This window comes from Sphingobacterium sp. UDSM-2020 (assembly GCF_016132525.1).
In the GTDB taxonomy this organism is placed as follows: Bacteria; Bacteroidota; Bacteroidia; order Sphingobacteriales; family Sphingobacteriaceae; genus Sphingobacterium; species Sphingobacterium anhuiense.
On the sequence record NZ_CP066166.1, the window covers coordinates 5,194,854 to 5,219,299 of the forward strand.

The window sequence follows — 24,446 nt, forward strand, 5'->3', positions numbered from 1 at the left end:
GCACAAAAATTAGCTATTTGGTTTCCCGGAAGAATGGTGTTAGATTTGCAATAAGCAAAATGGTTCAATTACCACCCAGCGGGGTGGTAATTGAACCATTGACACAGTTTATTTTACACTCCCACCAGAATATTCAGTGGCCTTATAGACATTACTATTTACTGATTATTTACCACTTCACCAACTTACCGATCCGATAAGTCAATACTCCAGTTGTTGGATTATAGCTATCTGTCGACAGAACCGGCATTGGCATTGCAATCTGATCCTGATCCGGATGATGTGTTCTGTTATGATGAGTTTTTATTTCCTTTGGAATAAACTCTTTATCATTTATCCTCAAATTACTTAAAGTCATATCAATGACTGGGATATCCTTATATCGGAGATACCCCTCTCCTAGTTTACGATCCTTACTGGCAAAATCAAACGCTTTATGATACTGCTCTGTAAAGTATATGATACTTTTGCCCATCACTAACTTCTTGCCAGGAAAAGCCATGGAACCTATGGTATCAATTTTCTTAGTTTCCAAATTTTCAACCGTGTAGGTCACCCACGTATGTTCCATATCGCCCCAGGCGAAATATAGATCTTTAGGATTATAGTGTTCTGGAATTGCTTTTCCAGAAACATAATCTGCTTTTGAAAGTTTTAGGCGATATTTTCCCTTATTCCAATTAAGTTTATTTCGAACACTGATGAAATCACCTTCGCCATCACTACTATTGTAATATCCTTTGGAGCGAGTAGCTTCCTTACTTCGTTCATACCAACGCGAAAAAATCCCACCTCTGCCGATCTGCTGATAGGAATTATCTTTCACACTAAAACCATCAGAATGGGTTTGGATGCCCCCATATATAGGCATACCATTTAAGCTGATGTTGAAAGGTGAAATATAAAACGCATAATCATCAGGAATGTCATTCAATATTTCTACATCGATACTGAAAGATTGAAAGTCACTAACAGCGCTATCTAAAGTAACGAAAGAGTTTGTAAAATGAAGAGGTGCTAGAATCACACTATCGGGATAGACTCTAGAATTTCTCATCTTTTTCTCCGTTTCCTTATGAAGATCGCTGTTTTCATATTTTTTCTTAAGCTCTTCTTTAGTCTGCGCCAATAGACATGTACTTGAAAGAGAAAGAAGCAATAAAATAGAATGTATTGAATATCGCATTGGGTTATAATTTTAAGACCTAAATTACACTTATTTTTAAATATTCAAATTTAATCACAGCAAATCTTAAAAGAAAAAAAAGTAAGGTTAAAATTATGATGTAGGCAGATTAACACGAACACCATTTTTCCAATAACATGGCTTATAATTTACAGGAACGTCTCCAGTTGAACCTGTTACATAAACATCTTCACCGTTAATAAAAATTCCTGAAGCTTGAGCATTATCTTCTAATTCGTGAAGAACACCGTTTTTCCAATAACAAGCAGTATGACCAGTACTGTTTGATTGATGTTTATTAATTAATCCAACAGCATAGATATCATTGTTCGATTGTGTAATCTGCAGAACTTCACCATAACGTTCATCCAATACAACAAGTTCTTTATTTTTCCAATAGACCGGAAAACCACAATTACCACCTATATAAACTGTATTTGCACTACCTTGAAAAATTGTTGTTACTTCTTTAAATATTCCTTTGCTCGGCAACGGTAATTCTTCTGGCGCAGATACACCATTCCAATAAAAAGGTTTACTTATAGCTAATGAGCTTCCTCCGAAATTTCCAGAAACCTTTCCATACATACCTGCAAACAATGGTTTATCATTATACATAGTCATAGTACGTAGGACCCCCACACTATCACTATTCATTTTTACCTTCACATTGTTCTTATAATAATACATAACGGTATCTAACAGGAAGCTACCTTGGTCCATCTGATAGGATTCCTTTGCTCCTGACTTATTTTTATATTCAAAATTTATTCTTGATTTATCATCAATAGCTTTACGATAAAAAGTTCCATTCGGAATATTTTTAATAAATGTAGTCGCATCTATCTTTAGACCATCTAACCAATAGACTGTACTAACTTCACCAACAAAGGATCGATAGCCACTAATTGCAACGTGGCCATCAGTCGCGATAATGGATAGACCATTACTTAAGAGCTCCTGTTTGACATCCGATTTTTTACAAGAAAAAAATAGAAATATAATTGAAAATATAGCTAAAAGGCGACTAGGATATATGCGACTCATCATCAATGGAATTTATGTTTACTAAAATTGATTAGTTGTATTGTCAAAGTTAAAAAAAATATAAAGATCAAGCATATATTAATAGTACTTTTTACAGGCTAAATATAGTTGTCGTTTGGTTAGATGAAATGAGTTAAGGATAAGAAATTGTTGAAATAATATAGATTAGATCAATTTATTCTCTGTTGCAACCCTTACTAATTCGATCATATTTTTTGCCTGAAATTTTTTTAGGAGATTTCTGCGGTGAGTTTCTACCGTAATGATGGAAATGAATAACTTCTCAGCTATTTCTGCTGATGTTAGTCCGTCAGCTACAGATTTTAGAATCTGCTGTTCTCTCTTTGTCAGTCGTGGTATTTCGAAAGTATTGAGGGAAGGCCTTAACATAATCTGCTGTACTTCTTTACTTAAAGCAATCTCACCGCCCAATGCTTTTTCGATGCACGCAACGATTTCTTCTGAATCAGCATTTTTTAAGATATAACCATTACCACCATTTTCTAAAAACCGGAAAATAATACTGCGCTCAGCCTGATTGCTTATACCAAGTACAATGGAATGTGGTGATTTTTGTTTAATATTTTTACAAAAATCCAATCCATTACCATCACTTAAAATAATATCCAATAATACAATATCGACTGTATTTTCCTGAATAAAATCCAATATAGCGGCACCTTTTGTAAATGAAAACACTTGAAATTTATGTTCATTTTGAAGTAAAGATCTTAGTCCCTCCACAATCATCGGGTGATCATCAACTATTGCCAGATTTAACGTATTTTTACTAGACATAACATTCGACATTTATTGTAGTCCCTTCCCCTTTTGCAGAAGTAATATCTACCGTTCCATTAATCAATTGTACACGGTTTTCAATGTTCTTTAATCCTAATCCTTTTGTAATTTGATTTTTATCAAATCCAACGCCATCGTCTTCAATGGTAAGATTCAAAAGATTGTCATTCTGACTGATCTGAACAATTACATTATTTGCCTGTGCATACTTGATGACATTGCTTATACTTTCTTGGGTAATGCGATAAAGAGCAAGCTGAGTTTCAAAAGGAATATTTTCCGATAAATCAAAAGCTTCGAATTGAATGCGTAATTTTTTATAACTCATGGATTCACAAAGCTCTGATAATGCAGTTTCAAGACCTAGATTTTTTAAGGTCTCAGGCATCAAATTTCTAGAAATACGACGCATTTCCGAAATAGACCTATCTAGCTTTTGGACGATATCATTTGTTTCATTAATATTTCCTATCCAATCCTTTGAAATGGACATTCTGATGTTGGCCAGCATTCCTCCCATACTATCATGTAGATCCTGGGCAATACGCTGACGTTCCTGCTCTTCTCCTTGTAAAAGAGCGTGTGTTGCATCATATTTCCTTTTGTTCTCAATACGTAACAACTGTTGCTGATGACTCAAGCTGATTTGTTCATTCAATTTCCTCTGTTTCGAATAATTGAGATAGGCTAAGAATGCAATAACCAAACTCAAACCAAGCGCAATGCCCAATAATATAGTACGCAGATTCTTATTTCTAGCTAAGAGTTCATTTTCCTTTTTTTCCTGTTCTAAACGATTTATGGTTTGTTGCTTTACTGAAGTTTGATGTGAGATTTCCAACGCGTTCATTTTCTCCAGTAATTTTTTTTGTTGCAGGCTATCGCTTAATGCGCTTGACTTTTTTAACCATTGATAAGCTTGTTTATAGTCGCCCATTAATTCATTAACCGTAGCCAATTGGGTTATTATTATCTTACGATTGATACCTTCTTTTGTCAAGATATCCTCATCTAAAATCCCCTCCATTAAGGCTTTAGCTTTCGTATAATCTTTTTGCATCAGATAAACATTATACATCCTAAATTTTAACATCTGCAACATCTTTCCTTGCTTTTTTATTTTTGCCAATGCAATACCCTTACTTAGATTTTCCAAAGCTGGAGTAAATTCCAGTTTTGTTGTATGATACATGGCTACCTGATAATAATAATTAGCCGCATGCTGTGTATTGGGATATTTTTTAATAAGTGCTGTTGCCTTGTCCAGATAGATTTTTGCAGTTTTGCTGTCAGGTTTATAACAGTAATTACTAACAAGATTGAGATAAGTAATAAGATGAGCTGTATTTTGTTCAGGTATACTAAGGAGTTGCTCCAATGCCTTTTTTTGATATTCTTCAGCAGTATTAAGCTGTCCAACAGACATAAAAGTTAAGCCTAATTGGGTATAGCAATAAGCTAAAAGTTCTGTATTTCCACTTTTTTCACTCAAGGGTATACATTTCTCAGTCAAAGTCTTGACCAAAAAATCATAACCTTTGTCCTCCATTTGCATGTATGCGTAGTTATACCAAGATTTGATCAAGGTACCTTTATTCTTTGATTCTTTTTCAAGTATAGATATCGCATCATTGTACAATTGTTTAGCCTTAGTTTTATCACCTTGACTTGTTTCATACACTGCCTGGTAATAATTTAAAAGTCCGGAGCTTAAAATATTTTTATTCTTAGCGTGTAATACTGCATCCAATGCCTGCTTGCTTTTTAAAGCGTCTGTTGGCGCCCAATATTCTGAAAGCAGTAAATAATTGTAGAGGCGTGTACTATCGCTATTACCACGATTGATCTGATCATTAATTTGCCTTACATAAGCCTCTTCATCCAACGGGATAAGCTGTTGTGCTTTCGCATAATATGCAAAAATAAAAATCGAAAATATGATTGATAAAAAGTATCGCTTTAACATGGGTTTAGTAATTAAATGACAAATATCTGCATAAAAAGAGTTGATCTTTTATTTGCAAAAAAAATCATGGTAAACCATTAGAAATTAAATCATGGTTTAAGGTTATTGTTCAAATAACCCAATCTATGGAAATTTGCTATCACAAAATAAATAAAATTAGTAATTATGAAAAAAGTAAATGTAAAAATAGCACTTTTAGGGATTTTGTCAGCGCTGACATTTAGCATGTTGACGATAGGCTGTAGTAAAGATGATGATAATACAATACCAGAACAAAAGGGAAGTCACTATAAAATCACAGTAACCCTTAACAATGTAAATGCTGACCAGGATTTTGTTTCGATTGCTGTGGCAGGAGGAAATCCAGGCGGAAAAACAGATGTCTGGAAAGTTAATGGTGTCGTGAAAACAGGTGAATCGGCTATTGGATTAGGCGATACTGATTTCACTGGTGCTACTAAAACATACGTTATTGAAACGACAGAACCGATTCGCGCATTTTCAGGCGGTGTACAAATAATCAATTATGGCGCACCTTTATCTGTGGACTATAAAATAGAAGTAGATGGTAAAGTTAAAGTTACTGAAAATCCTACACTAACGGGAGATGGTGCAAACTTAACGAAACAATATTCGTTCTAAGATTCTTACCTATTTATATTATTTATAATAGATTTTATTTAAAATCTCGTGATATAACAAGAAAAGCCTCTATCGAGGCTTTTCTTGTTTATTGATTAATACAATAGCAAACAGAATGAATATAATTCCACCCCACTGTATTGTATGAACTGACTCATTTAATATGATTACTGCCGATAATATCGATACAGGAATCTCCAAGCTGGCAAAGATATTACCAAGTGAAATTCCAACTTGCGGAATACCTTTGGTGAAAAGAAGTGGTGGCAGAATAGTTCCAAAAATCGCAATCATAATTCCCCAATATAAACTGACCGCACTCATTTGTTCGACAATATGAATATTCCAGAATAAAACAACTAAGATTAATCCACCAAGGACAAGATACTTACTTCGTAAATGACTGGGTACATCTAAAGCTACGGAACTTGAAGCAAAGAGTGACAAAGTGTATGAGGCTCCGGCTCCTAATCCCAATAGAAGACCTTTTACGCTGATATTAAGTTCAGTTTCAAAAATATTTGTCGCAAGCACTGTACCAATTAAAACAATGATTACACCGATTATTTTAGCTGTAGTGGGTCGTTTTTTGTGGACGACAATCTCCACAATGAGACTAATCCAGATAGACTGCATGAGAAGAATAATTCCTACGGATACAGGAATATACTGGATCGAAAGATAGTATAATGTGGTTGTGAGTCCAAGTGATGTTCCCCAAAATACCAATCTTGACTTTGATCTGAACGATACAATAACCTTCTTCTCCCCTCTTCTTTTTTTCCAGATCAGGTCGAGGAATAATAGAAATATAAATCCAATAAAAAATTGCCAAAATGTTAGGGCACTTGTCCCTATACCTAAACCATTCGCATATTTAACGATAGTCGCCAATAATCCGTAGCTAATGGCGCCTGCAAGTACATAAATAACTGCTTTAAAGTTTTTCATAGTAAAAGTAGTTATTAAATAAAGCCAATTGATTGGAAAGCGATCTGCTCCAGTAAGCGGTATCGTGACGACCATTTGATTCCTGGTAAATATGATCTACATTAGCCTTTATCAGCTGATTATGAAAGTCACGATTCATTCCGATCATCTGCTCGTCTTGAATACCGCAGTCCAAAATGTAAAACTGATCTGCAGTTTGCATTTTTGCGACCTTACTGGATGTCAGAAATGCTGGATCTAACTGTTCGTATTGACCTAATGCTTGATCAACTTGGTATCCATGATAAGCTTCTCCAAATCGAGTAAAATCCAATGCTCCACATGAACTGCCTACTAATGAGAATGATTTTGAATAAGTAACACCAATATTTATAGCGCCATACCCTCCCATACTCCAACCGAGAATCCCTCTACTTTCTCTATGAGCAAAGACTGGATAATGTGCATCTACATAGTTTACTAATTCATCTCCTATAAAAGTTTGATATTGTGATCCTATGTCGATGGGACTATCGACATACCAGCTGTTAAAATTAGCATCAGGTAAAACATAAATAGTTTGGTAAAGTTCCGACTTTGCGAAAAGATCTGGAATATCTTGCTGATGAGTTCTTTCGGAATTGCCACTATAACCGTGCAAAATATAAACAGATTTATAGCTTTTCCCCGCTATTATATGAGGTGTGATAATGACCACTGGAATTTTCTTGTTCATTTTCGCACTATAAACATGTTCATGGACTATGTGTTGTCCAAAAACAGGAAGTATTAATGTAAAAATAAAGCACATCATTGCAATTTTTTTCATCTTCTTATTGTTTTAATTCAAGACAAAAGTCAAGTTTCAAAAGATGAAAAACGTTTACATATGTTGAAGGATTAAAAATTTAATTCTTTTCGTATTCGACTGAGTTGTGTTGGCGTAATGCCAAGATAGGAGGCAATATGATGTTGCTTAAGTCTTTTAAACAATTTCTGATTTTCATAAAGCTTGATATAACGTATTTTTGCTGTATCCCATTTCAGGTCGATTTCCAAAGGCTCTTTTTTTACAACCCAATTTTTCTCTAAATAATGAATATGAAACAATGCAAGATCGTGATATTTGATCAGCAATTCACGAAAAACTTGAGCAGGATACATAATTACTTCACAATCTTCAAGCGCTATGATGTGGAATAAACTTGGCTTATGTTCAATAATTGCGGCTGTGGAAGCCACAAAGCTATTCTCTTCAAAGAAAAGTTTGAAAATTGTATTACCACTCTCATTAATAGTATAGTAACCCAGCAATCCTTTACGAACATAATAATAATAACGTGCCATATCTCCCGCTCTTAAAATTAAATCATTCTTTTTAAAAGAGTGTATTTTGCAGATTGCCTTCAGAGCATCTGCTGTTTCTTCAGATAGTGAATAATAGGCATTTATCTGTTTCAAAAAATCATCCATGTCGAGTTGAATTACTATCCGCTAAATTAGGTAATGAAAAATTAATATTAGACTATATTCTGTATGCATTAATAATCACTTGGCATAAATTACCACCAGCTTCCCGAAATATTTAGTTATTTTCGCTAGATCGCTATTTATAAAACATCAGCTTTAAAAGAATATATTTTAAAAGTGTTTTATGAAATTTTGAAATGTTGCTAATACATGATAAAAAACAGTAAAAATAAAAGAACAACCTACGTTGGTTTAGTAGCTATCACAATAATACTTGGTTTGGTTTCTAGAAGAATTGATTTTGTTCCTGCAATAACAGGCGACGTGTTATACGCTATAATGGTATATTGGATCTTTCGTTTTCTATTTTTTACGCGTCCACTCCCATTTTCAATTATACTCACTCTAGTTTTCTGCTTTTCGATAGAATGCATGCAATTAATACAAACTCCCTTCTTTATTTATATCAGAAACAACCCAGTTCTTCGTCTTGTTTTTGGGCAAGGTTTTCTCTGGTCAGATCTATTCGGTTATATCGCGGGTACCGGTATTGCCTATCTATTGGATAAAAATAGATTTTTCAAAATGGATACCTCAAGGAAAATTTAATCAAAGAATTGCACAATCACAGTTGCCTAACACCTCAACTATTAATATCATCTGTTAAAAAACGGTTTTTGAAAAAAAACTTCAACAGTAAACATTCGATTTTAGCTACTTGTTCTCCAATACTTCAACTGCTAATGATGAACGCTCCACTCCTTTCCAATATCACTAATTAATTTTCATAAAAAGAAAATTAATCATCAAATTGTCTCAGAATAATATCAAAATGTCTCAACATAAGGTTTAAGGTTTAAAAATTTCTCAATTTAATGTCTATAACCAAACCAAGTATGATAATTATTATGTGCTTAATAAGCTATTATTATTGCGATGCCGCATTACATCAACTTCTGATCGATCCAACATATTATAATCACTAATAATAACCCTAAATATCTCTTACAAACCTTTTAGCTTATGAAATTTAAAATTAACAATTTTAAAGTAGCTACCAAATTATTACTGTTTAGTACCAATTTCTACGCGATTACATCTCATGCATCGCCCATGACCAACTACAGTAATGAAGTACAGGCAGTACTTAACGGTAGTATCACTGATGAATCAGGCAATCCTTTGGCAGGAGCCACTGTTCATGTAAAAGGTACTTCTAACAGTACCGCCTCGGACCAGAATGGATCTTTCAAATTGAATAATGTCAAAAAAAATGACGTGATCTCAATCAAGATGATTGGATTTACAACACAAGAAGTTCGGTACAATGGCGAAAGCAACCTAAAGATTCAGCTGATATCGGTAGCACAAAGCTTAGAGGAAGCTGTTGTAGTCGGTTATGGAACGATCGATAAAAAAGAGCTCACAAGTGCTGTATCTACTATCAAACAAAAAGACATGATCGCAGGTGCAGTCTCGCCCTTACTTTCGATACAGGGAAAAGTTCCAGGACTAAGTATTATCTCGACCAATGGGACTGATCCCAATGCCGGAATTTCCTTACAACTTCGAGGCGTTAATTCAGTAAATGCATCACAAGGTCCTTTAGTTGTGATTGATGGTGTACCGGGAGGTGATATCAACTCGGTTGCTAAAGAAGACATTGAATCAATTAACGTACTTCGAGACGCTTCAGCCGCTGCAATATATGGAACCAGAGCTTCCGGAGGAGTTATTCTAATTACAACAAAAAGACCACAAATCGGAAAAGCACAAGTTAATTTTACGTCAGAATATTTCCTCGAAACAGTCCGAAAAAAACCAGAAGTCCTTTCTGCTGATAAATTTATCGAATATGGCCTTGGTAATGACCTTGGACACAAAACAGATTGGTATGATGAAGTGACAAATAACAATCCATTTAGCCATAGACAAGTGGTCAACATCAGTGGTGGATCTGAAAACGCCAATGTATACACTACTTTTACAAAACGAGATGCTACCGGTATGGCCATTACCTCTAAAAGGGAAGAAATCGGTGGACGTATCAATTCTTCCTTTAAATTTTTTGACGGGTTTGCTGAATTAAACACCAATGTTAGCTACAATGAAGCAAAAGCTTTTGGAAGCAATAATGATATTTTCAATATGGCAATGGTACTCAATCCAACAGAAACTCCTTATGATGTAAATGATGTTAGCGGATTTAATGTACTTGTGGGTGGATATGATTATTGGAATCCTGTTGCTGAAGTCAAACTTCGGTCAGATTTAAAACAATTTAAATATCTCTTAGCCAATAGTACATTAAAACTTAATTTAACAGAACATTTAACCACTAGCGCAACAATTGGAGTAAAAAACAATTCAGAGCATGGTTCATATTATCGATCTGCCCAACATCGATTATCAAGACAGGATGGTGTAGATGGAAACGCCTCACAATATTATAATAAATATAATGACAGAGTATTTGAATGGACATTTAATTACAACAATCGATGGGATAACCATACTGTCAACGCAGTAGCAGGTTACAGTTATCAAGATTTTAATGGGCAAGGATTTTCAGCCAATAACTCAGATTTCCCTGTAGATGGCATTAAAGAAAATGATATGGGAACAGGAAGTTATTTAGTCGAAGGAAGAGCTGGTATGGGTTCATGGCGCAATCCTTGGGTAAAATTAGCAGCTTTTTTTGGACGTGTCAATTATTCTTATTTGGATCGGTATATTCTTACTGCGACAGCACGTTATGAAGGCTCAAGTAAGTTTGCTCCAAAGAATAGATGGGGTTTCTTTCCTGGTCTGTCTGCAGGATGGCGCGTATCTCAAGAGCCATTTTTAAGAGATGTTACTTTAATCAACGATTTAAAATTACGGGCAGGATATGGTGAAACCGGAAATGAAGGTTTTGATGCTAAAGTAGCAAGTCGCATGTACAGTGCTGATACCTGGTTCTTACAAGATGGAAATTGGTTCAGGACATATGGAGTCATGCACAATCAAAACCCTGACATCAAGTGGGAAGTAAAAAAAGAGTATAATCTGGGTTTAGATTTTTCAATTCTAGAAAATAAACTGAACGGAAGAATTGACTTCTATAAACGTAAAATAGATGATCTTATTTATGATATCAGCGTCTCCCAGCCACCGGCAATTCATGACAAAACAACGATGAATGTTGGAAGCATGCAAAATACAGGTTACGAATTTGAATTAAATTTCAAAGCAGTCTCTAATGAGAACTTTACTTATAGCACTGGTATTATTGCTTCTCATAATAAAAGCACGCTCAATACACTTTGGGGCAGCCAAACATTTACAGATCGAAAAGATTTTCCGGCACCAGGTTCTCCAGGATCTGCAGTAAGACTATTCCCCGGAGAAGAAATCGGTCGGTTTTATCTATGGAAATTTGCAGGCTTTACAGATGATGGTTATTGGCAATTATACGATAAAGATGGAAATACATTTGATGTTCGGGAACGTAGTAAAACGGTTGGTGATAAAGCCTTCGTTGGAAATGCCATCCCTAAGCTGCAATTATCATGGAACAACCAGTTCACTTATAAAAACTGGGATGCAAGTATCTATATGCGCAGCTGGATTGGCCATGATGTCTTTAACATGATCAATATGTACTATAGCTTACCAAATGTGAAAGGCCAGAATGTCCTGGCAGAAGCCTACGATAAACACAAAAATATCAAAGGTGAAAAAGAATTGAGTGATTACTGGCTTGAAAAAGGAACATTCTTAAAAGTCGACGCACTTAATATCGGTTACTCTTTCAATGCAAATCTGATCAAACCTATAAAATCACTCCGTATTTATGCTACCGCTAGAGATCTATTTGTATTCACAAATTATACCGGGTTAGATCCCGAAGTAAACATCAATGGACTTGAACCTGGTTTTGAAGAAAGAAATGTCTATCCAAAAACACGAACTTTTATGATGGGTTTACAAGTAAATTTTTAAAAATAAGATTATGAAAAAATACATATCGATACTAACACTATCTGCAGGGCTACTCTTTCAGGCTTGTACCAAATTAGATCAGGAATTTTATAGCTCTGTAACTCCTGAAACATTTTACAAAAGTGAGAAAGATATCAAAGCGGCCCTTTTTAGACCTTTTACCCATGCTAAGTGGTACATCGGAGAAGATCGCTGGAGATTACAGGAATATACTGCAGACAACTTTGCGATCACAACTAAGGGCAGGCATTGGTATAATGGCGGAGAAAATGAACGCTATCATTATCACAAATGGACTGCAGACGACGGTTGGATTTGGGGAACATGGCGTGGAACCCTGATGGGGGTTGCCCTTGCTCTGGATACCAAAAATGATCTTTCTAAATTGGATTATACAAAATTTGCTTTAAGTGCGGACCAGCAACAAGCTGATATGGCTCAGCTCGATGCTTTAATCTCATATTTCTATTTGAGAGGACTGGACTATTTTGGCGGAATGCCCATTTTTGAATCACTAGAGCAAGAATCACTTCCTCGAAATACCGACCAAGAGCTGTTTTTACATATTGAAAAATTATTGAAAGCAGCACTTAATAATTTACCTGCAAAAAAACCTGGTGACAAAGAAGAAGGGGCAATTCGAAAAGCGGCTGTTGCGGCAATGCTTGCTCAATTGTATTTTAATGCAGAAGCCTATATTGGTAAGCCGATGTATGAGGAAAGTAGACAATTAAGTCAAGCGCTAATCAATAAAGAATATGGTGATTATCAACTGGATCCAACATGGAATGGTGTTCATGGGTTTAAAAACAACAATTCTCCTGAAATTATATGGTCTATGCCTTCTGAATTTAAAATGCTAGAGTACAATTGGTTTTATGCAGATTTCTACCATTACAATACAAGAGAGTATTTTAGCCAAGATATGGGCGGGAATAATGGTGCTCACCTCACTCCTTCTAGAAAACCAGATGGTACACTTTATAGTAGTGATTTTAAACTAGGATCGCCATTTGAAACTTTTAGCGCAGGGGACTTTCGAAAGAGCCCTTATCGTTATTTAGGCACTGAAAACTATGAAGGTATGTTCATCGTGGGGCCACATCTATCTCCAGATGGAAAAGCCATTCTTGGCGGTGAAGAATATAATAAACAGCCTTTAAATTTTGTAGATCAGGTGGCACGATTCTCAGAAGTAGGTCAGGGAAAGAAATATAGCTCTGTCGCGCAACTCCCGTCAAAAATGTCGGAGGGTGAGGAAAACACCGGAATTCGTTTGGTAAAAGTTCCCATTCCAAATTTAGCCAATAATACATTAAGATGGGGTGCTGATATGCCTGTAATCCGATTGGCCGAAATCTATTATATGTTAGCCGAATGTGAGTTCCGTGTCGGAGATAAAACTAAAGCTGTTTCCCTAATCAATGATGTTAGAAAAAGAAATTTTACAGAAAACATCGATTTAAATCCGGTCACCACCGCTAATATAGATAAATATCGTTTTTTAGATGAATGGAGTATTGAATTTATAGGAGAAGGGCGAAGAAGAACCGATCTCATCAGATGGAAAGCCTTCACAACAGAAAATTGGTGGGATCACTCGCCTTCTAATAGCAGTCATCTGAATCGTTTTCCTATTCCAAATCAAGCCATTGCAGGAAATAACATGCTGGAACAAAACCCCGGATATTAATTTAATTAACTTTAAGTCATTGATTTCGGATTTGCCCCAAAAAGTTTCTAACTTTTTGGGGCAATTTTAATAAGTAAAATACATGAAAATGCATTATCAATTTAGTATTTTTTTATTAAATAACATAACTTAAATCTTGTATAGAGCAACTTAAAGAAAGTAAAAAATCATTGTTCTGGGGTAGATCTTATAATGGAGTTAAAACTTCCAGCTAATAGCACTAATTTTAAAAACCTTTATATTTTCACATCTTATGACCACCCAGCTAACTTTTAAAAAATATACCGAAGAAGACTTTTCAGACTATCTTAATCTTGTTAAAGAAGATGACCTGATGCAATACATCACCGGAAAAGGTCTATCTGAAACAGATGCTAAGAGAAGGTTTGCATTTATCTTAGATTTAGGCAAACAGCATGATTCTCTTGGTTATTACCAAGTATTGAATACAGCTACTGGTCAAATCATTGGTGATTGCAAACTAGTCTTCTACAAAAGAAATATCCATATTTTTGAAATTGGTTATTTACTGCGAAAAGAGCATTGGAAAAAAGGTCTAGGAACTAAAATTTGTGAATATTTGTTATCCCAAGCGTCAACCATCAATAGAAAAAATGATGTAATTGCTGTCATTCACCCAGAAAATATCGCTTCAAGAAAACTACTCGAAAAATTTAATTTTAAAAGCTATTTTAAAGGAAATGAAGATGGTACTACAATCGAAAAGCTGATGCTAAAGAGATAAGCGAGATTAAACTGATTTATATGACAATCTGCTTTTATTAATAAAGTTTTCTATTTACTTTTGAAACACATATGAAAAAAAGTATAGGTATAATATTTATGACCATCTACATGTTTGCTACTACGCAACTTGTGGAAGTAATTAAAATGCCTATTCTTATCGAACACTTTGCTTCTTATAAAGGTAGTTTTGTCGATTTCATAGTTCGTCATTATGGAGGACATGAAAAAGATGCAGATTGGGAAACAGATATGAAATTGCCTTTTATGCAATCTTCAGATATTATGTTTGCCGTTACCGTCATTCCTGACTTAATTGCCTCTGAAAATATTCTTTTCACATCGGAGTATACTATCACTCCTATTCGCAGATTTACGCCCCATCTCTGCTCTAACTACTTATCCGAAATATTCCAGCCTCCACGTTTTTGTTAATAGATTAATATATCATGTTTCGCTGTTCACAACTGTTGAACGGTGATTTTCTATATGCCAAATCTTTTTAACAATTTATCATGCTTAATAAAATCATTGAGTTTTCCGTACGGAATAAACTCATCATTGCCCTATTTACATTGGGGCTACTGGTTTTGGGGATCTTTGAATTGCGTAAGCTACCGATCGATGCTCAACCCGATATAACAAACAATCAAGTACAAGTAATTACTGTTGCCCCTTCTTATGGAGCGGCGGATATCGAACGACTGGTAACTTTCCCTATCGAACAATCAACCAGTAACATCAGTGGAATAACGGAAATAAGAAGTTTTTCTAGGTTCGGACTTTCACTTGTAACTATCGTCTTTAACGATGATACCGATGTATATTGGGCTAGACAACAAGTTTCTGAACGACTCAACTCTGTTAAGGAAATGATTCCTGATGGTATTGGAACGCCAGAACTTGGTCCTATCTCAACTGGACTAGGAGAAATATTTCAATATGTAGTCAAACCAAAACCAGGTTACGAAAATAAATATACAGCAACTGAATTGCGGACCTTACAAGATTGGACTATTCGCAGGCAACTATTGGGAACCAAAGGCGTTGCGGAAGTGAGTAGTTTTGGAGGTAAACTGAAACAATATGAAATTGCTTTAGATCCTAGCCGCTTAAGATCCTTAAAACTTTCTATTCAGGATGTTTTTGATGCCTTGGATAAGAATAATCAAAACACCGGTGGAGCTTATATTGAGAAGAAAGAAACCGTATTATTTATCCGTAGCGAAGGTCTCATTGAAGACGAAAAGGATATTGAAAGAATAGCAGTTTCAAAAACAAAAGACAACACTCCTATCCTATTAAAAGATGTTGCTACAATTCGTATCGGTCATGCAATACGTTATGGTGCCATGACGTTCAACGATCAAGGAGAAGTTTCCGGAGCGATTATTTTAATGCTAAAAGGTGAAAATGCCAATGAAGTCGTTAAAAATATTAAAACAAGATTATCTGAAATTGAAAAATCACTGCCCGAAGGAGTTGAAATAGAGCCTTTTTTGGATCGAGCCAAAATGGTTACCAATACCATCAGTACGGTCAAAACAAATCTGGTTGAAGGCGCACTAATAGTTGTTTTTATCTTAGTTATATTTTTGGGTAATCTACGAGCAGGATTATTGGTGGCATCTGTCATCCCCCTTTCTATGCTATTTGCCATTATCATGATGAATCTATTTGGTGTTGGTGGTAACTTAATGAGCTTGGGAGCGCTAGATTTTGGCCTTATTGTCGATGGCGCAGTTATTATTGTGGAAGCTGTATTGCATCAATTAATACATAATAAGCGTTTGCCAGGTTCTATGTTACGCCAAAATGAAATGGATCTACAAGTAACAAGCTCGGCGTCTAAAATGGTAAATAGTGCTGTTTTCGGTCAGATAATCATATTAATAGTTTATCTCCCTATATTTTCACTAGAGGGTATCGAAGGTAAAATGTTCAAACCAATGGCACAAACAGTAGCTTTTGCTTTGGTTGGAGCTTTTATTCTATCGTTAACTTATATCCCTATGATGACTTCACTCGTAATCAGTAAAAAGAAGCCGACAAAGAAAAACTTCTCGGATAGAGCAATGGAAAAACTAGAGTTAGGTCATCAAAGATTACTGATTAAAGCATTAAAATGGAATAAACTTATCATTGCGGTTGTACTGATATTATTCACATCGGCAGTTATTCTTTTAACACGTATGGGTGGCGAATTTGTACCTTCTTTAGAAGAAGGAGATTTTGCAGTTGAAATGCGCATTCTTCAAGGAAGCAGTATAGATAAAACGGTAGAAGTAACAACAAAAGCAGCGCATATTCTTAAAAATAAATTTCCTGAAATAGAAAAAATAGTAACAAAAATCGGTAGTGCTGAAATCCCGACAGAACCTATGCCGATGGATGCTGGCGATATGATCATTGTTTTAAAACCCAAAAAGTTGTGGACATCTGCTACTTCATTTCCGGAATTATCAGCGAAAATGAGTGCCGAGTTACAACAAATACCTGGCCTAACAACTGGATTTCAATTTCCTGTCCAAATGCGTTTTAACGAATTAATGACTGGAGCAAGGCAGGATGTTGTTTGTAAAATATTTGGGGAAGACCTCGATTCACTAGCTCAATATGCGAATACACTTGGAACTATCATAAATAAAGTGAAAGGTGCGCAGGATCTATATATTGAACCAGTAGTTGGCGCTCCTCAGGTGGTTGTCGAGTATAACCGCGACGCACTGGCTCGCTACGGAATTCAAATCGAAACTGCCAACCGTATTTTAAATGCCTCTTTTGCAGGTCAGCATGCTGGCTTGATCTATGAAGGAGAGAAACGTTTTGATATGGTGGTAAAACTTAGGGATGACAAACGCCAAAATTTAGAAGATATTCGAAATTTATTAATTCCAACAGAAACGGAGCAACAAATCCCGTTACATCAATTGGCAAATGTCGAACTGAAAAGTAGTCCAAATCAGATACAAAGAGAAGACACAAAGCGACGTATTATCGTGGGATTCAACATCAGAGGAAGAGATGTACAGACGATAGTGGAAGAACTTCAGACCAAGGTTGGGCAAGAAATGAAAATGGAGACTGGCTATACCATCGCATATGGTGGAACATTTGAAAATCTCAATAAAGCCAAGGCCAAACTAGGGGTAGCAGTTCCAGTTTCTTTACTTTTGATCTTCCTTTTATTATACTTCGCATTTCGATCATTTAAACAAAGTTTATTGATCTACACGGCGATACCACTATCTGCCATTGGTGGTATTTATTTCTTAGTACTACGTGGAATGCCGTTCAGTATCAGTGCGGGAGTTGGATTTATTGCACTTTTCGGTGTGGCTGTTTTGAACGGAATCGTTTTGATTGCCGAGTTTAATCGTCTAAAACAGCATGGTATACGCAACAATACACGTATCGTCATGATGGGTTCACGTGTAAGACTCCGCCCAGTACTAATGACAGCTTTTGTCGCTTCGCTGGGATTTCTACCAATGGCCCTTAGTAGCGGTGCTGGGGCAGAAGTTCAGCGGCCTTTAGCAACAGTCGTGATTGGAGGTTTATTATTAGCAACAGCCCTAACACTCTTTGTTTTACCAATTTTATATGTACTTATCGACCGAATAAAAATCCCAAAAATGAAACGGAAATATACCATCATCTTAATTCTGCTATTGTCATGTGGATATGCTGATGCACAAAATCACATCAACTTGGAGGATGCTATTAAAATGGCGACGAACAATAATCTAGAAATAAAGCAACAGGCATTAGAACTCGATTATCGATCTAAAATGAAAAATAGTGCTATAGATATTCCACAAATGGAGATCTCGACCGAGTGGGGTCAGCTTCAAAGTTCAAAAATGGACAATAAAGTTGGATTTATACAACGATTTGACTTTCCTACAGTATATAGCCGTAAAAAACAAGTGTTAGATGCATCCTATAAGCAACAAGAAATTTATCAAAATTGGACCACAGCCCTAGTGACTAAATCTGTTAAAGAACTTTACTATTCCATATTACTCTTACAAGAGAAAGATGCCATTTTAGCATATTCGGACAGTTTGTATGTAAGCTTCGCAGATAAGGCAAATTTAAAATTTCAATTAGGTGATGCCAATATTATGGAGACCACTGTTGCAGATCTACAACGCGAGCAGATCATATTACAGCGCAAAGAATTAAAGATGGAATTAGAGCAGGCAATTCTGCAATTTCAGTTTATTCTGCAAACAAAAGAGCCTATTCTTCCTCAAAGAGAATCCATAAAATTTCAACTGCGACATGAAAAACAATCCATTCTGGAGGAGCACCCTGAATTAAAAGCATTTGCACTACAGACTAAAACAAAGCGGGCAGAAACAAAATTAGAGTCTAGTAAATTACTCCCTACTCTCAATGCTGGCTGGTACAACCAGTCTATGAAGGAAATAAGTGGAAATCGATTTAATGTAGTTCAATTGGGCATTGGGCTACCTATATTCACAAAAGGTCAGAGAAACTTAGTAAAAGCTGCTAAAGTCCAAGAGATCGTAGCTCAAGGAAATTATGACTTAAAACTAAAAGAAAATAGCAATAAGAAAAAACTATGGCAACAACAGTTTGCCAACAGACAAGAGATTGTGCAACGTTTTGAACAAAATCAATTAAATAAAGCGACAGCATTATTGAATACAGCGATGCAACAATATAATGCTGGAGGAATCAACTATTTAGATTGGGTGATCCTTATTAATCAATCTTTAGAAATTAAAAGTCAATACTTAAATGCTATAGAAAAGTTGAATGAAAGCACTATCGAATTGGATTACCTATCTATTAATTAAACAAAATGACGAACATTAAAAATTATATTAAAACGGGCTTCATACTCATATCGATTGGCTCAGTTTCATTCTCCTGCTCAAACGGAGAAGCGAAAGAAGAAAATAAAATCTCTAAACCAGTAAAAAATATTAGTACAGAAATAGTAAAGCTAACGCCAGATCAAGAGCAACACTTATCCATTTCCCTCTCTTCTATATCAGAGCAGATAATGGATAAAACTATAAAATTAAATGGAAAAATGATGGTATCGCCCAATTTTATTCATAGCATCTCCAGCTTATATGGTGGTCATATCAAAAACATCCAAGCTATGCCTGGTATGTCATTTAAAAAAGGACAAATATTAGCAACATTAGAAGATCCGCAATTTATACAGTTGCAAGAGGATTATTTGAGTAATTTAGCTTTATTAAAGACTGCAACACTTAACTATGAAAGACAATTGGAACTAAATAAGAACAAAGTTGCCAGTGACAAAATTTTTGAAGAAGCAACGTTAGAATACAAAAAACTAACTATATCCAATAAGTCCCTAGCAGAAAAAATAAAACTTATCGGCATCAATCCCAACACGCTACAAGTCGACCAAATAAAAAGTCAAATAAATATCGTGGCTCCTTTCAATGGACGAGTTAGTGAAGTTCTAGTTAATAAAGGCCAATATGTCTCACCCACAGATAAATTATTTGAATTACTAGATCCAAATGGTTTACTAGCAAATTTTAAAGTATTTGAAAGTGATCTTGCTCATATCCAGGCAGGACAAGAAATAAGAATAAGCACAAATGCTTCACAGGATAAAAAATATGAGGCAAAAGTAATTACGATAAACCCACAAGTATCTGAGGATGGGTCTACCGACATTTTCGCACGCATCCAAAATTTGGATTCCGGGCTTATTTCTGGCTTATTCATTAACGGAATGATCAGCATTCAAAAACAGCCTACTCAAGTACTACCTACTGCCTGTATCGTTTCTTTTGAAAATAAAGAATACGTTTGGGAACAATTAGTAAAAGGACAATTTAGACTGATCCCTGTAAAAACAGGAACACAGTATAACAATTTCGCAGAAGTTAGTTCTTTAGAGGATCTCCGAGGAAAGTCGTTTGTCGAAAAAGGAGCATACGATCTATTGATGGCACTAAAGAATAAAGCAGAAGAATAGTTAAAGAAAATAATAGTTGAAATCATAAATGCAATTAAAAAAGGAGTAGAAATCTATTTTTTCTACTCCTTTTTTAAGTTTTTTTATTTATACATTTCTAATACAAAACATTTACCATTATAAGCAGCTGTTTATTTTTTAAGATGCTCATAATTGAATTATTGTTATTAGTATCGAACGGTATCAGAAGCTAGAAATGGTAACTGATAAGATCCTGTGTCGATCAGAACTTGTTTTGATATCTTCCTTAAATTTTCAACACTTGCCAACGTCGCTTTTGTCTGATAGGCATAGATTTGTTTCAATTTTGGCATTTTATTGAGCTTTTCTAACCCTTTATCAGTAACTGGCACTGCAAATAAATTTAGATAGGATAAAGCTGGATGTCCATTCAGATGTTCAAGTCCTAAATCTGTAATTTTTGTATTTTCTAAATGTAACTTCATTAAGTTTGGGAATTCGGCCATCATCTTGAGGCTTTGATCAGTTATAGCGGTATTTCCTAATTTCAACTGCACAATGTTATCCTTGATCTTTAAAAGATCTTTTAAGTCTTGATCCTTAAATTCAGGATAGTTAATTGCGTTGATGGTTACATATTCACTATTACCTGCAATAGGCAAAACTTTAATTCCTTTTGCTTGTAACTGCTGTACAAAATCAGCCGGTAGCTTTTTTGCCTCCGGTAATTCTTCAAATGGAGAAGTCGGTTCACTTCCCTTTTCTAATTTCCCTAAAATTTCTTTTATTTCTGCTGTCTGCGCCAAGTCACTTGATTTTTTAGCAAAATCAGCACCTTCTTTCACCCACCATCCGATCAACTTAATTTGTTCTGCAGTAATTGGCTTACGGCCTTTTGGAGGCATTCTTTTCTTATGACCCTCTGGCAATATCAATCGCGCATATAATTCACTTTTTTCTAAATCATTTGCGACAAGTACTGTCCCGCCATCACCACCTTTCAATAAATGAGCTTGATCGTGAAGAGCAAAACCACCTTCTTGCTTTTTCTCCCCATGACAACTTTGACATCGCTGTTTAAGAATGGGCTGAATAATTCCGGAATATACCTGCGCTTGTTGCACATTAGTCAGTAAAACAGATTCTTCAGATGCATCCTCTATCCCGACAACAGTTTTAATCGCTGTAGGAAGCGCATCTTTAAAATACCCTTTCCCATGTGTTAAAGTACCTCCAAAGTGACCAGTAATGCCAATAAGAATAAACATCAAAAATAATAATGTAACACGCTTAGATTTAAACTTTTCAATGAATGAATTACGAACACCTTCCTTATATAAAAAATATAAAAAAAGACTAATAGCAGCAACTGCAAGTCCTAACCACTGATGGAAATTCAAAGTATCTTGCTCATAACCGCCTTGTAAAGACAACAGATACCCTGTAAAACAAGCGAATATAGCCGCCACACTACCAAACAATAAGGATAATGATATTGCTGGGCCTATATTCTTATAATTTTCCTTTCTTGAGAAAAGTGCCAATACACAGGCAATAACTAACATTCCAATAGGAAGATGTACCATAACTGGGTGCCATCTTCCTGTAAAATTCATTAACTCTTCAAAAAACAACATCATGATTTATAGCGTGTCTTTAAAAGATTTAACATAAAGACATTGATACTCCATTGATCAGCTACAGGCTGTTGTGTATAAGGTAAAGTCGGTAAATATCCAGAGGGACCAAATTCAGTTGTTATGGTTAGGACTTTTGCTTTACTTTCTTTGTGAATACGTACAATTTCATCCCACCATGCCAAATGCTGATCCAAAATAGATTTCCATTCTGGAGCTGCGGGATCATTAACCTGTGGTCCTTGCGGATGACCAACACGGGCGTGTATATGTCCAGTTTTTAAAAGCGCCAATTGAACGGCTTCTTTCTGATCTGATAACATAGACTCATGAACATTACACCAATGTGATATATCTAATGTTAAACGCAAATGCGGAATCTCTTCTAAATATTTTTTTGTAATATGTGCGGCAAAGCTAAATCGGCCGCGGTGTGTTTCATGTCTAACTGGGATACCCGTTTTTTTAGAAATGGCTTCTGCTGCATCAATCAAAGCTTTATTTTGTTCAAACGTGTAATACTCTTTTCCAGTATGACAATTAATATAATCTGGTTTTTTTTGCGCGGCATCCTCAACATTTTTTATAAAAGAAGCAAGATACTGATCAAAATTGGCACCGCCACCTCCACTTAATAAACCCAAAGAAAGGTTATGTTTTTTTAAAGCATTAAACATGGCTGTACGCTCTTCCCCTGCCGCTGGAAGCCAGGTCTCTAAACCATCAAATCCAGCCTGACTTACTCGAGCACAGTAGCTGTCCCATGACTCTGACATACCCCAATTGGTACAATAGAACTTTATTTTTAAATTATTATTCACTTGAGCTTGATTTGGTAGAGCCCATAAAATAAAAAGCATAATGCTGTATATATATTTCATTCCAATTATTTATTAAACAACTGCACTAATCAGGTTACCTTCAACATCCGTTAAACGGAATGGTCTGCCCTGAAATTCATAAGTAAATTTTTCATGATCGAAACCGAGCAAATGAAGCATTGTCGCATGTACATCATGAACGGACGATCTTCCGCTTACACCCGTAAACCCGATTTCATCAGTCTCTCCATAGGTCACCCCTTTCTTGACACCGCCTCCTGCCATCCAGATCGTATAGGCATCAGTATGATGATCACGTCCTAAAAAGGGCATATCGCTGTTATCTCTATTTTCCTGCATTGGAGTTCGTCCAAATTCTCCTCCCCACACTACAAGCGTTTCGTCCAGCAATCCACGTTGCTTAAGATCCATAATCAATGCGGTCATAGGTCTGTCAATTTCCCTACATTTATTACGGAAACCATAATCGATAGAATCGGAGGCATTAGTTCCATGGCTATCCCATCCCCAATCAAACAACTGTACATAACGGACTCCTTGTTCAACCAGTTTTCGTGCTAATAAACAATTATTCGCAAAAGACTCTTTACCCGGTTCTGTACCATATAATTCATGAATATGCGCCGGTTCTTGACTGATGTCCATAACCTCTGGAACCGCGACCTGCATTTTGTAAGCCATCTCATATTGGGCTATTCGAGATAATGTTTCAGGATCCTTATAGGTATTATATTCGTCCTTGTTGACTTCATTAATCGCATCGATAGCATGTCTCTTTAAGTCTCTGCTCATGCCTTCCGGATCGGCAAGATATAGAACAGGATCACCTTTCGAACGGCATTGCACACCCTGATATACTGAAGGTAAAAATCCTGATCCCCAAACACTTTTTCCGGCATCGGGAGTCTTTCCACCTGAAGTCAATACTACGAAACCTGGCAAGTTGCTATTTTCTGATCCTAAACCATAAGTTACCCAAGATCCGATACTAGGCCTACCCAATCTTGCACTACCAGTTTGCATAAACATCTGTGCAGGACCATGATTAAACTGGTCTGTATGTACAGCCTTTAAAAAGCTGACATCGTCCACAACTTTACTAAAATGCGGTAGATGATCGGAAACCCAAGCTCCACTTTGCCCATACTGTTTGAAAGTCGCTTGAGGACCTAGCATTTTAGGAGTACCTCTGATAAATGCAAAAGTTTTACCTGCTAATAGTGACTCAGGACAGGGTTGATTATGTAATGTCTGCAACACTGGCTTATAGTCAAAAAGTTCCAATTGTGAAGGAGCTCCTGCCATATGCAAGTAAATGACACTTTTTGCTTTTCCAGGAAAATGAGGTGATTTTGGTACAAGTGGATTTAATGCATTTAAATCTATAGCTCCAGATCCACTGGAGTTCCCTCCACAACTTGCCAAAAAACTTGCTAATGCTATGCTTCCAACACCTGCCACACAATCTTTCAAAAAATGTCTACGCGTTACCGCCTGCAATTTCTGCTGTTGCAATTCACGAAATAATTTATCGAGATCTTTCAT

18 protein-coding genes are annotated in these 24,446 nt (G+C 35.8%); 8 read left to right on the forward strand and 10 right to left on the reverse strand.

Translation table 11 applies throughout. The features are described 5' to 3' along the window. Positions 1 to 169: 169 nt before the first annotated feature. The 4 genes from JAZ75_RS21935 to JAZ75_RS21950 form a co-directional block, all read right to left on the reverse strand. Positions 170 to 1,186, reverse strand: a complete 1,017-nt coding sequence (locus tag JAZ75_RS21935; protein ID WP_208698551.1) for a hypothetical protein — start codon at positions 1,184 to 1,186, stop codon at positions 170 to 172. Between the two features lie 93 nt (positions 1,187 to 1,279). Further along, positions 1,280 to 2,236 carry a hypothetical protein gene (locus JAZ75_RS21940; RefSeq protein WP_208698553.1) on the reverse strand — a complete coding sequence of 319 codons (957 nt, stop codon included), beginning with the start codon at positions 2,234 to 2,236 and terminating at the stop codon, positions 1,280 to 1,282. Between the two features lie 162 nt (positions 2,237 to 2,398). Then, positions 2,399 to 3,031: a response regulator gene (locus JAZ75_RS21945; RefSeq protein WP_132842343.1), complete on the reverse strand. Its 633-nt coding sequence runs from the start codon at positions 3,029 to 3,031 to the stop codon at positions 2,399 to 2,401. Next, positions 3,024 to 5,000, reverse strand: coding sequence for a sensor histidine kinase (locus JAZ75_RS21950; RefSeq protein WP_208698555.1), 1,977 nt, complete (start codon positions 4,998 to 5,000; stop codon positions 3,024 to 3,026). Before JAZ75_RS21950 ends, JAZ75_RS21945 begins: the two co-directional genes overlap by 8 nt. A 165-nt stretch (positions 5,001 to 5,165) precedes the next feature. On the opposite strand from JAZ75_RS21950, the gene JAZ75_RS21955 reads away from it, so the two are divergent. Beyond that, a complete protein-coding gene (locus tag JAZ75_RS21955; RefSeq protein ID WP_021189107.1) occupies positions 5,166 to 5,642 on the forward strand; it encodes a hypothetical protein in 477 nt (158 codons plus the stop codon). A 69-nt stretch (positions 5,643 to 5,711) separates the two neighbouring features. Here the strand turns inward: JAZ75_RS21955 and JAZ75_RS21960 are convergent, their stop codons facing one another. From JAZ75_RS21960 to JAZ75_RS21970, 3 genes are all read right to left on the reverse strand, one after another. Further along, positions 5,712 to 6,593 (reverse strand): DMT family transporter, encoded by an 882-nt coding sequence (locus JAZ75_RS21960; RefSeq protein WP_208698557.1) that lies wholly within the window; start codon positions 6,591 to 6,593, stop codon positions 5,712 to 5,714. Beyond that, on the reverse strand, positions 6,580 to 7,401 hold the full coding sequence (locus JAZ75_RS21965; RefSeq protein WP_208698559.1) for an alpha/beta hydrolase: 822 nt from the start codon (positions 7,399 to 7,401) through the stop codon (positions 6,580 to 6,582). The genes JAZ75_RS21960 and JAZ75_RS21965 overlap by 14 nt, the downstream gene beginning before the upstream one ends. Before the next feature lie 71 nt (positions 7,402 to 7,472). Beyond that, positions 7,473 to 8,045, reverse strand: coding sequence for a Crp/Fnr family transcriptional regulator (locus tag JAZ75_RS21970; RefSeq protein ID WP_132772994.1), 573 nt, complete (start codon positions 8,043 to 8,045; stop codon positions 7,473 to 7,475). A 207-nt stretch (positions 8,046 to 8,252) separates the two neighbouring features. On the opposite strand from JAZ75_RS21970, the gene JAZ75_RS21975 reads away from it, so the two are divergent. The 7 genes from JAZ75_RS21975 to JAZ75_RS22005 all read left to right on the forward strand — a co-directional run bounded on the left by JAZ75_RS21975 (position 8,253) and on the right by JAZ75_RS22005 (position 20,461). After that, positions 8,253 to 8,651, forward strand: a complete 399-nt coding sequence (locus tag JAZ75_RS21975; protein WP_208698561.1) for a DUF2809 domain-containing protein — start codon at positions 8,253 to 8,255, stop codon at positions 8,649 to 8,651. A gap of 414 nt (positions 8,652 to 9,065) precedes the next feature. Beyond that, positions 9,066 to 12,026 carry a SusC/RagA family TonB-linked outer membrane protein gene (locus JAZ75_RS21980; RefSeq protein WP_208698563.1) on the forward strand — a complete coding sequence of 987 codons (2,961 nt, stop codon included), beginning with the start codon at positions 9,066 to 9,068 and terminating at the stop codon, positions 12,024 to 12,026. A gap of 10 nt (positions 12,027 to 12,036) precedes the next feature. Next, entirely contained in the window at positions 12,037 to 13,719 is a 1,683-nt protein-coding gene (locus JAZ75_RS21985; protein WP_208698565.1) for a RagB/SusD family nutrient uptake outer membrane protein, read from the forward strand. A 253-nt stretch (positions 13,720 to 13,972) separates the two neighbouring features. Continuing rightward, positions 13,973 to 14,464, forward strand: a complete 492-nt coding sequence (locus tag JAZ75_RS21990) for a GNAT family N-acetyltransferase (protein WP_208698567.1) — start codon at positions 13,973 to 13,975, stop codon at positions 14,462 to 14,464. A gap of 98 nt (positions 14,465 to 14,562) precedes the next feature. Beyond that, positions 14,563 to 14,898, forward strand: a complete 336-nt coding sequence (locus JAZ75_RS21995; RefSeq protein WP_208698569.1) for a hypothetical protein — start codon at positions 14,563 to 14,565, stop codon at positions 14,896 to 14,898. An 80-nt stretch (positions 14,899 to 14,978) separates the two neighbouring features. After that, on the forward strand, positions 14,979 to 19,292 hold the full coding sequence (locus tag JAZ75_RS22000; RefSeq protein WP_208698571.1) for a CusA/CzcA family heavy metal efflux RND transporter: 4,314 nt from the start codon (positions 14,979 to 14,981) through the stop codon (positions 19,290 to 19,292). Between the two features lie 5 nt (positions 19,293 to 19,297). After that, positions 19,298 to 20,461: an efflux RND transporter periplasmic adaptor subunit gene (locus JAZ75_RS22005; RefSeq protein WP_208698573.1), complete on the forward strand. Its 1,164-nt coding sequence runs from the start codon at positions 19,298 to 19,300 to the stop codon at positions 20,459 to 20,461. 167 nt (positions 20,462 to 20,628) lie between these two features. On the opposite strand, the gene JAZ75_RS22010 is transcribed toward JAZ75_RS22005, so the two are convergent. Genes JAZ75_RS22010 through JAZ75_RS22020 form a run of 3 tightly spaced genes read right to left on the reverse strand, consistent with a single transcriptional unit; the run spans position 20,629 to position 24,446 of the window. After that, entirely contained in the window at positions 20,629 to 22,062 is a 1,434-nt protein-coding gene (locus JAZ75_RS22010) for a c-type cytochrome domain-containing protein (protein WP_232789296.1), read from the reverse strand. Continuing rightward, positions 22,059 to 22,940, reverse strand: coding sequence for a sugar phosphate isomerase/epimerase family protein (locus JAZ75_RS22015; protein ID WP_232789297.1), 882 nt, complete (start codon positions 22,938 to 22,940; stop codon positions 22,059 to 22,061). Before JAZ75_RS22015 ends, JAZ75_RS22010 begins: the two co-directional genes overlap by 4 nt. Before the next feature lie 12 nt (positions 22,941 to 22,952). Continuing rightward, complete coding sequence (locus JAZ75_RS22020; protein ID WP_132773005.1) at positions 22,953 to 24,446, reverse strand: DUF1501 domain-containing protein; 1,494 nt, start codon at positions 24,444 to 24,446, stop codon at positions 22,953 to 22,955.

Bases quoted from the DNA above. Each gene is read 5' to 3' on its own strand.
- JAZ75_RS21935 (WP_208698551.1), bottom strand. From the start codon at position 1,186: ATGCGATATTCAATACATTCTATTTTATTGCTTCTTTCTCTTTCAAGT.
- JAZ75_RS21940 (WP_208698553.1), bottom strand. From the start codon at position 2,236: ATGATGAGTCGCATATATCCTAGTCGCCTTTTAGCTATATTTTCAATT.
- JAZ75_RS21945 (WP_132842343.1), bottom strand. From the start codon at position 3,031: ATGTCTAGTAAAAATACGTTAAATCTGGCAATAGTTGATGATCACCCG.
- JAZ75_RS21950 (WP_208698555.1), bottom strand. From the start codon at position 5,000: ATGTTAAAGCGATACTTTTTATCAATCATATTTTCGATTTTTATTTTT.
- JAZ75_RS21955 (WP_021189107.1), top strand. From the start codon at position 5,166: ATGAAAAAAGTAAATGTAAAAATAGCACTTTTAGGGATTTTGTCAGCG.
- JAZ75_RS21960 (WP_208698557.1), bottom strand. From the start codon at position 6,593: ATGAAAAACTTTAAAGCAGTTATTTATGTACTTGCAGGCGCCATTAGC.
- JAZ75_RS21965 (WP_208698559.1), bottom strand. From the start codon at position 7,401: ATGAAAAAAATTGCAATGATGTGCTTTATTTTTACATTAATACTTCCT.
- JAZ75_RS21970 (WP_132772994.1), bottom strand. From the start codon at position 8,045: ATGGATGATTTTTTGAAACAGATAAATGCCTATTATTCACTATCTGAA.
- JAZ75_RS21975 (WP_208698561.1), top strand. From the start codon at position 8,253: ATGATAAAAAACAGTAAAAATAAAAGAACAACCTACGTTGGTTTAGTA.
- JAZ75_RS21980 (WP_208698563.1), top strand. From the start codon at position 9,066: ATGAAATTTAAAATTAACAATTTTAAAGTAGCTACCAAATTATTACTG.
- JAZ75_RS21985 (WP_208698565.1), top strand. From the start codon at position 12,037: ATGAAAAAATACATATCGATACTAACACTATCTGCAGGGCTACTCTTT.
- JAZ75_RS21990 (WP_208698567.1), top strand. From the start codon at position 13,973: ATGACCACCCAGCTAACTTTTAAAAAATATACCGAAGAAGACTTTTCA.
- JAZ75_RS21995 (WP_208698569.1), top strand. From the start codon at position 14,563: ATGACCATCTACATGTTTGCTACTACGCAACTTGTGGAAGTAATTAAA.
- JAZ75_RS22000 (WP_208698571.1), top strand. From the start codon at position 14,979: ATGCTTAATAAAATCATTGAGTTTTCCGTACGGAATAAACTCATCATT.
- JAZ75_RS22005 (WP_208698573.1), top strand. From the start codon at position 19,298: ATGACGAACATTAAAAATTATATTAAAACGGGCTTCATACTCATATCG.
- JAZ75_RS22010 (WP_232789296.1), bottom strand. From the start codon at position 22,062: ATGATGTTGTTTTTTGAAGAGTTAATGAATTTTACAGGAAGATGGCAC.
- JAZ75_RS22015 (WP_232789297.1), bottom strand. From the start codon at position 22,940: ATGAAATATATATACAGCATTATGCTTTTTATTTTATGGGCTCTACCA.
- JAZ75_RS22020 (WP_132773005.1), bottom strand. From the start codon at position 24,446: ATGAAAGATCTCGATAAATTATTTCGTGAATTGCAACAGCAGAAATTG.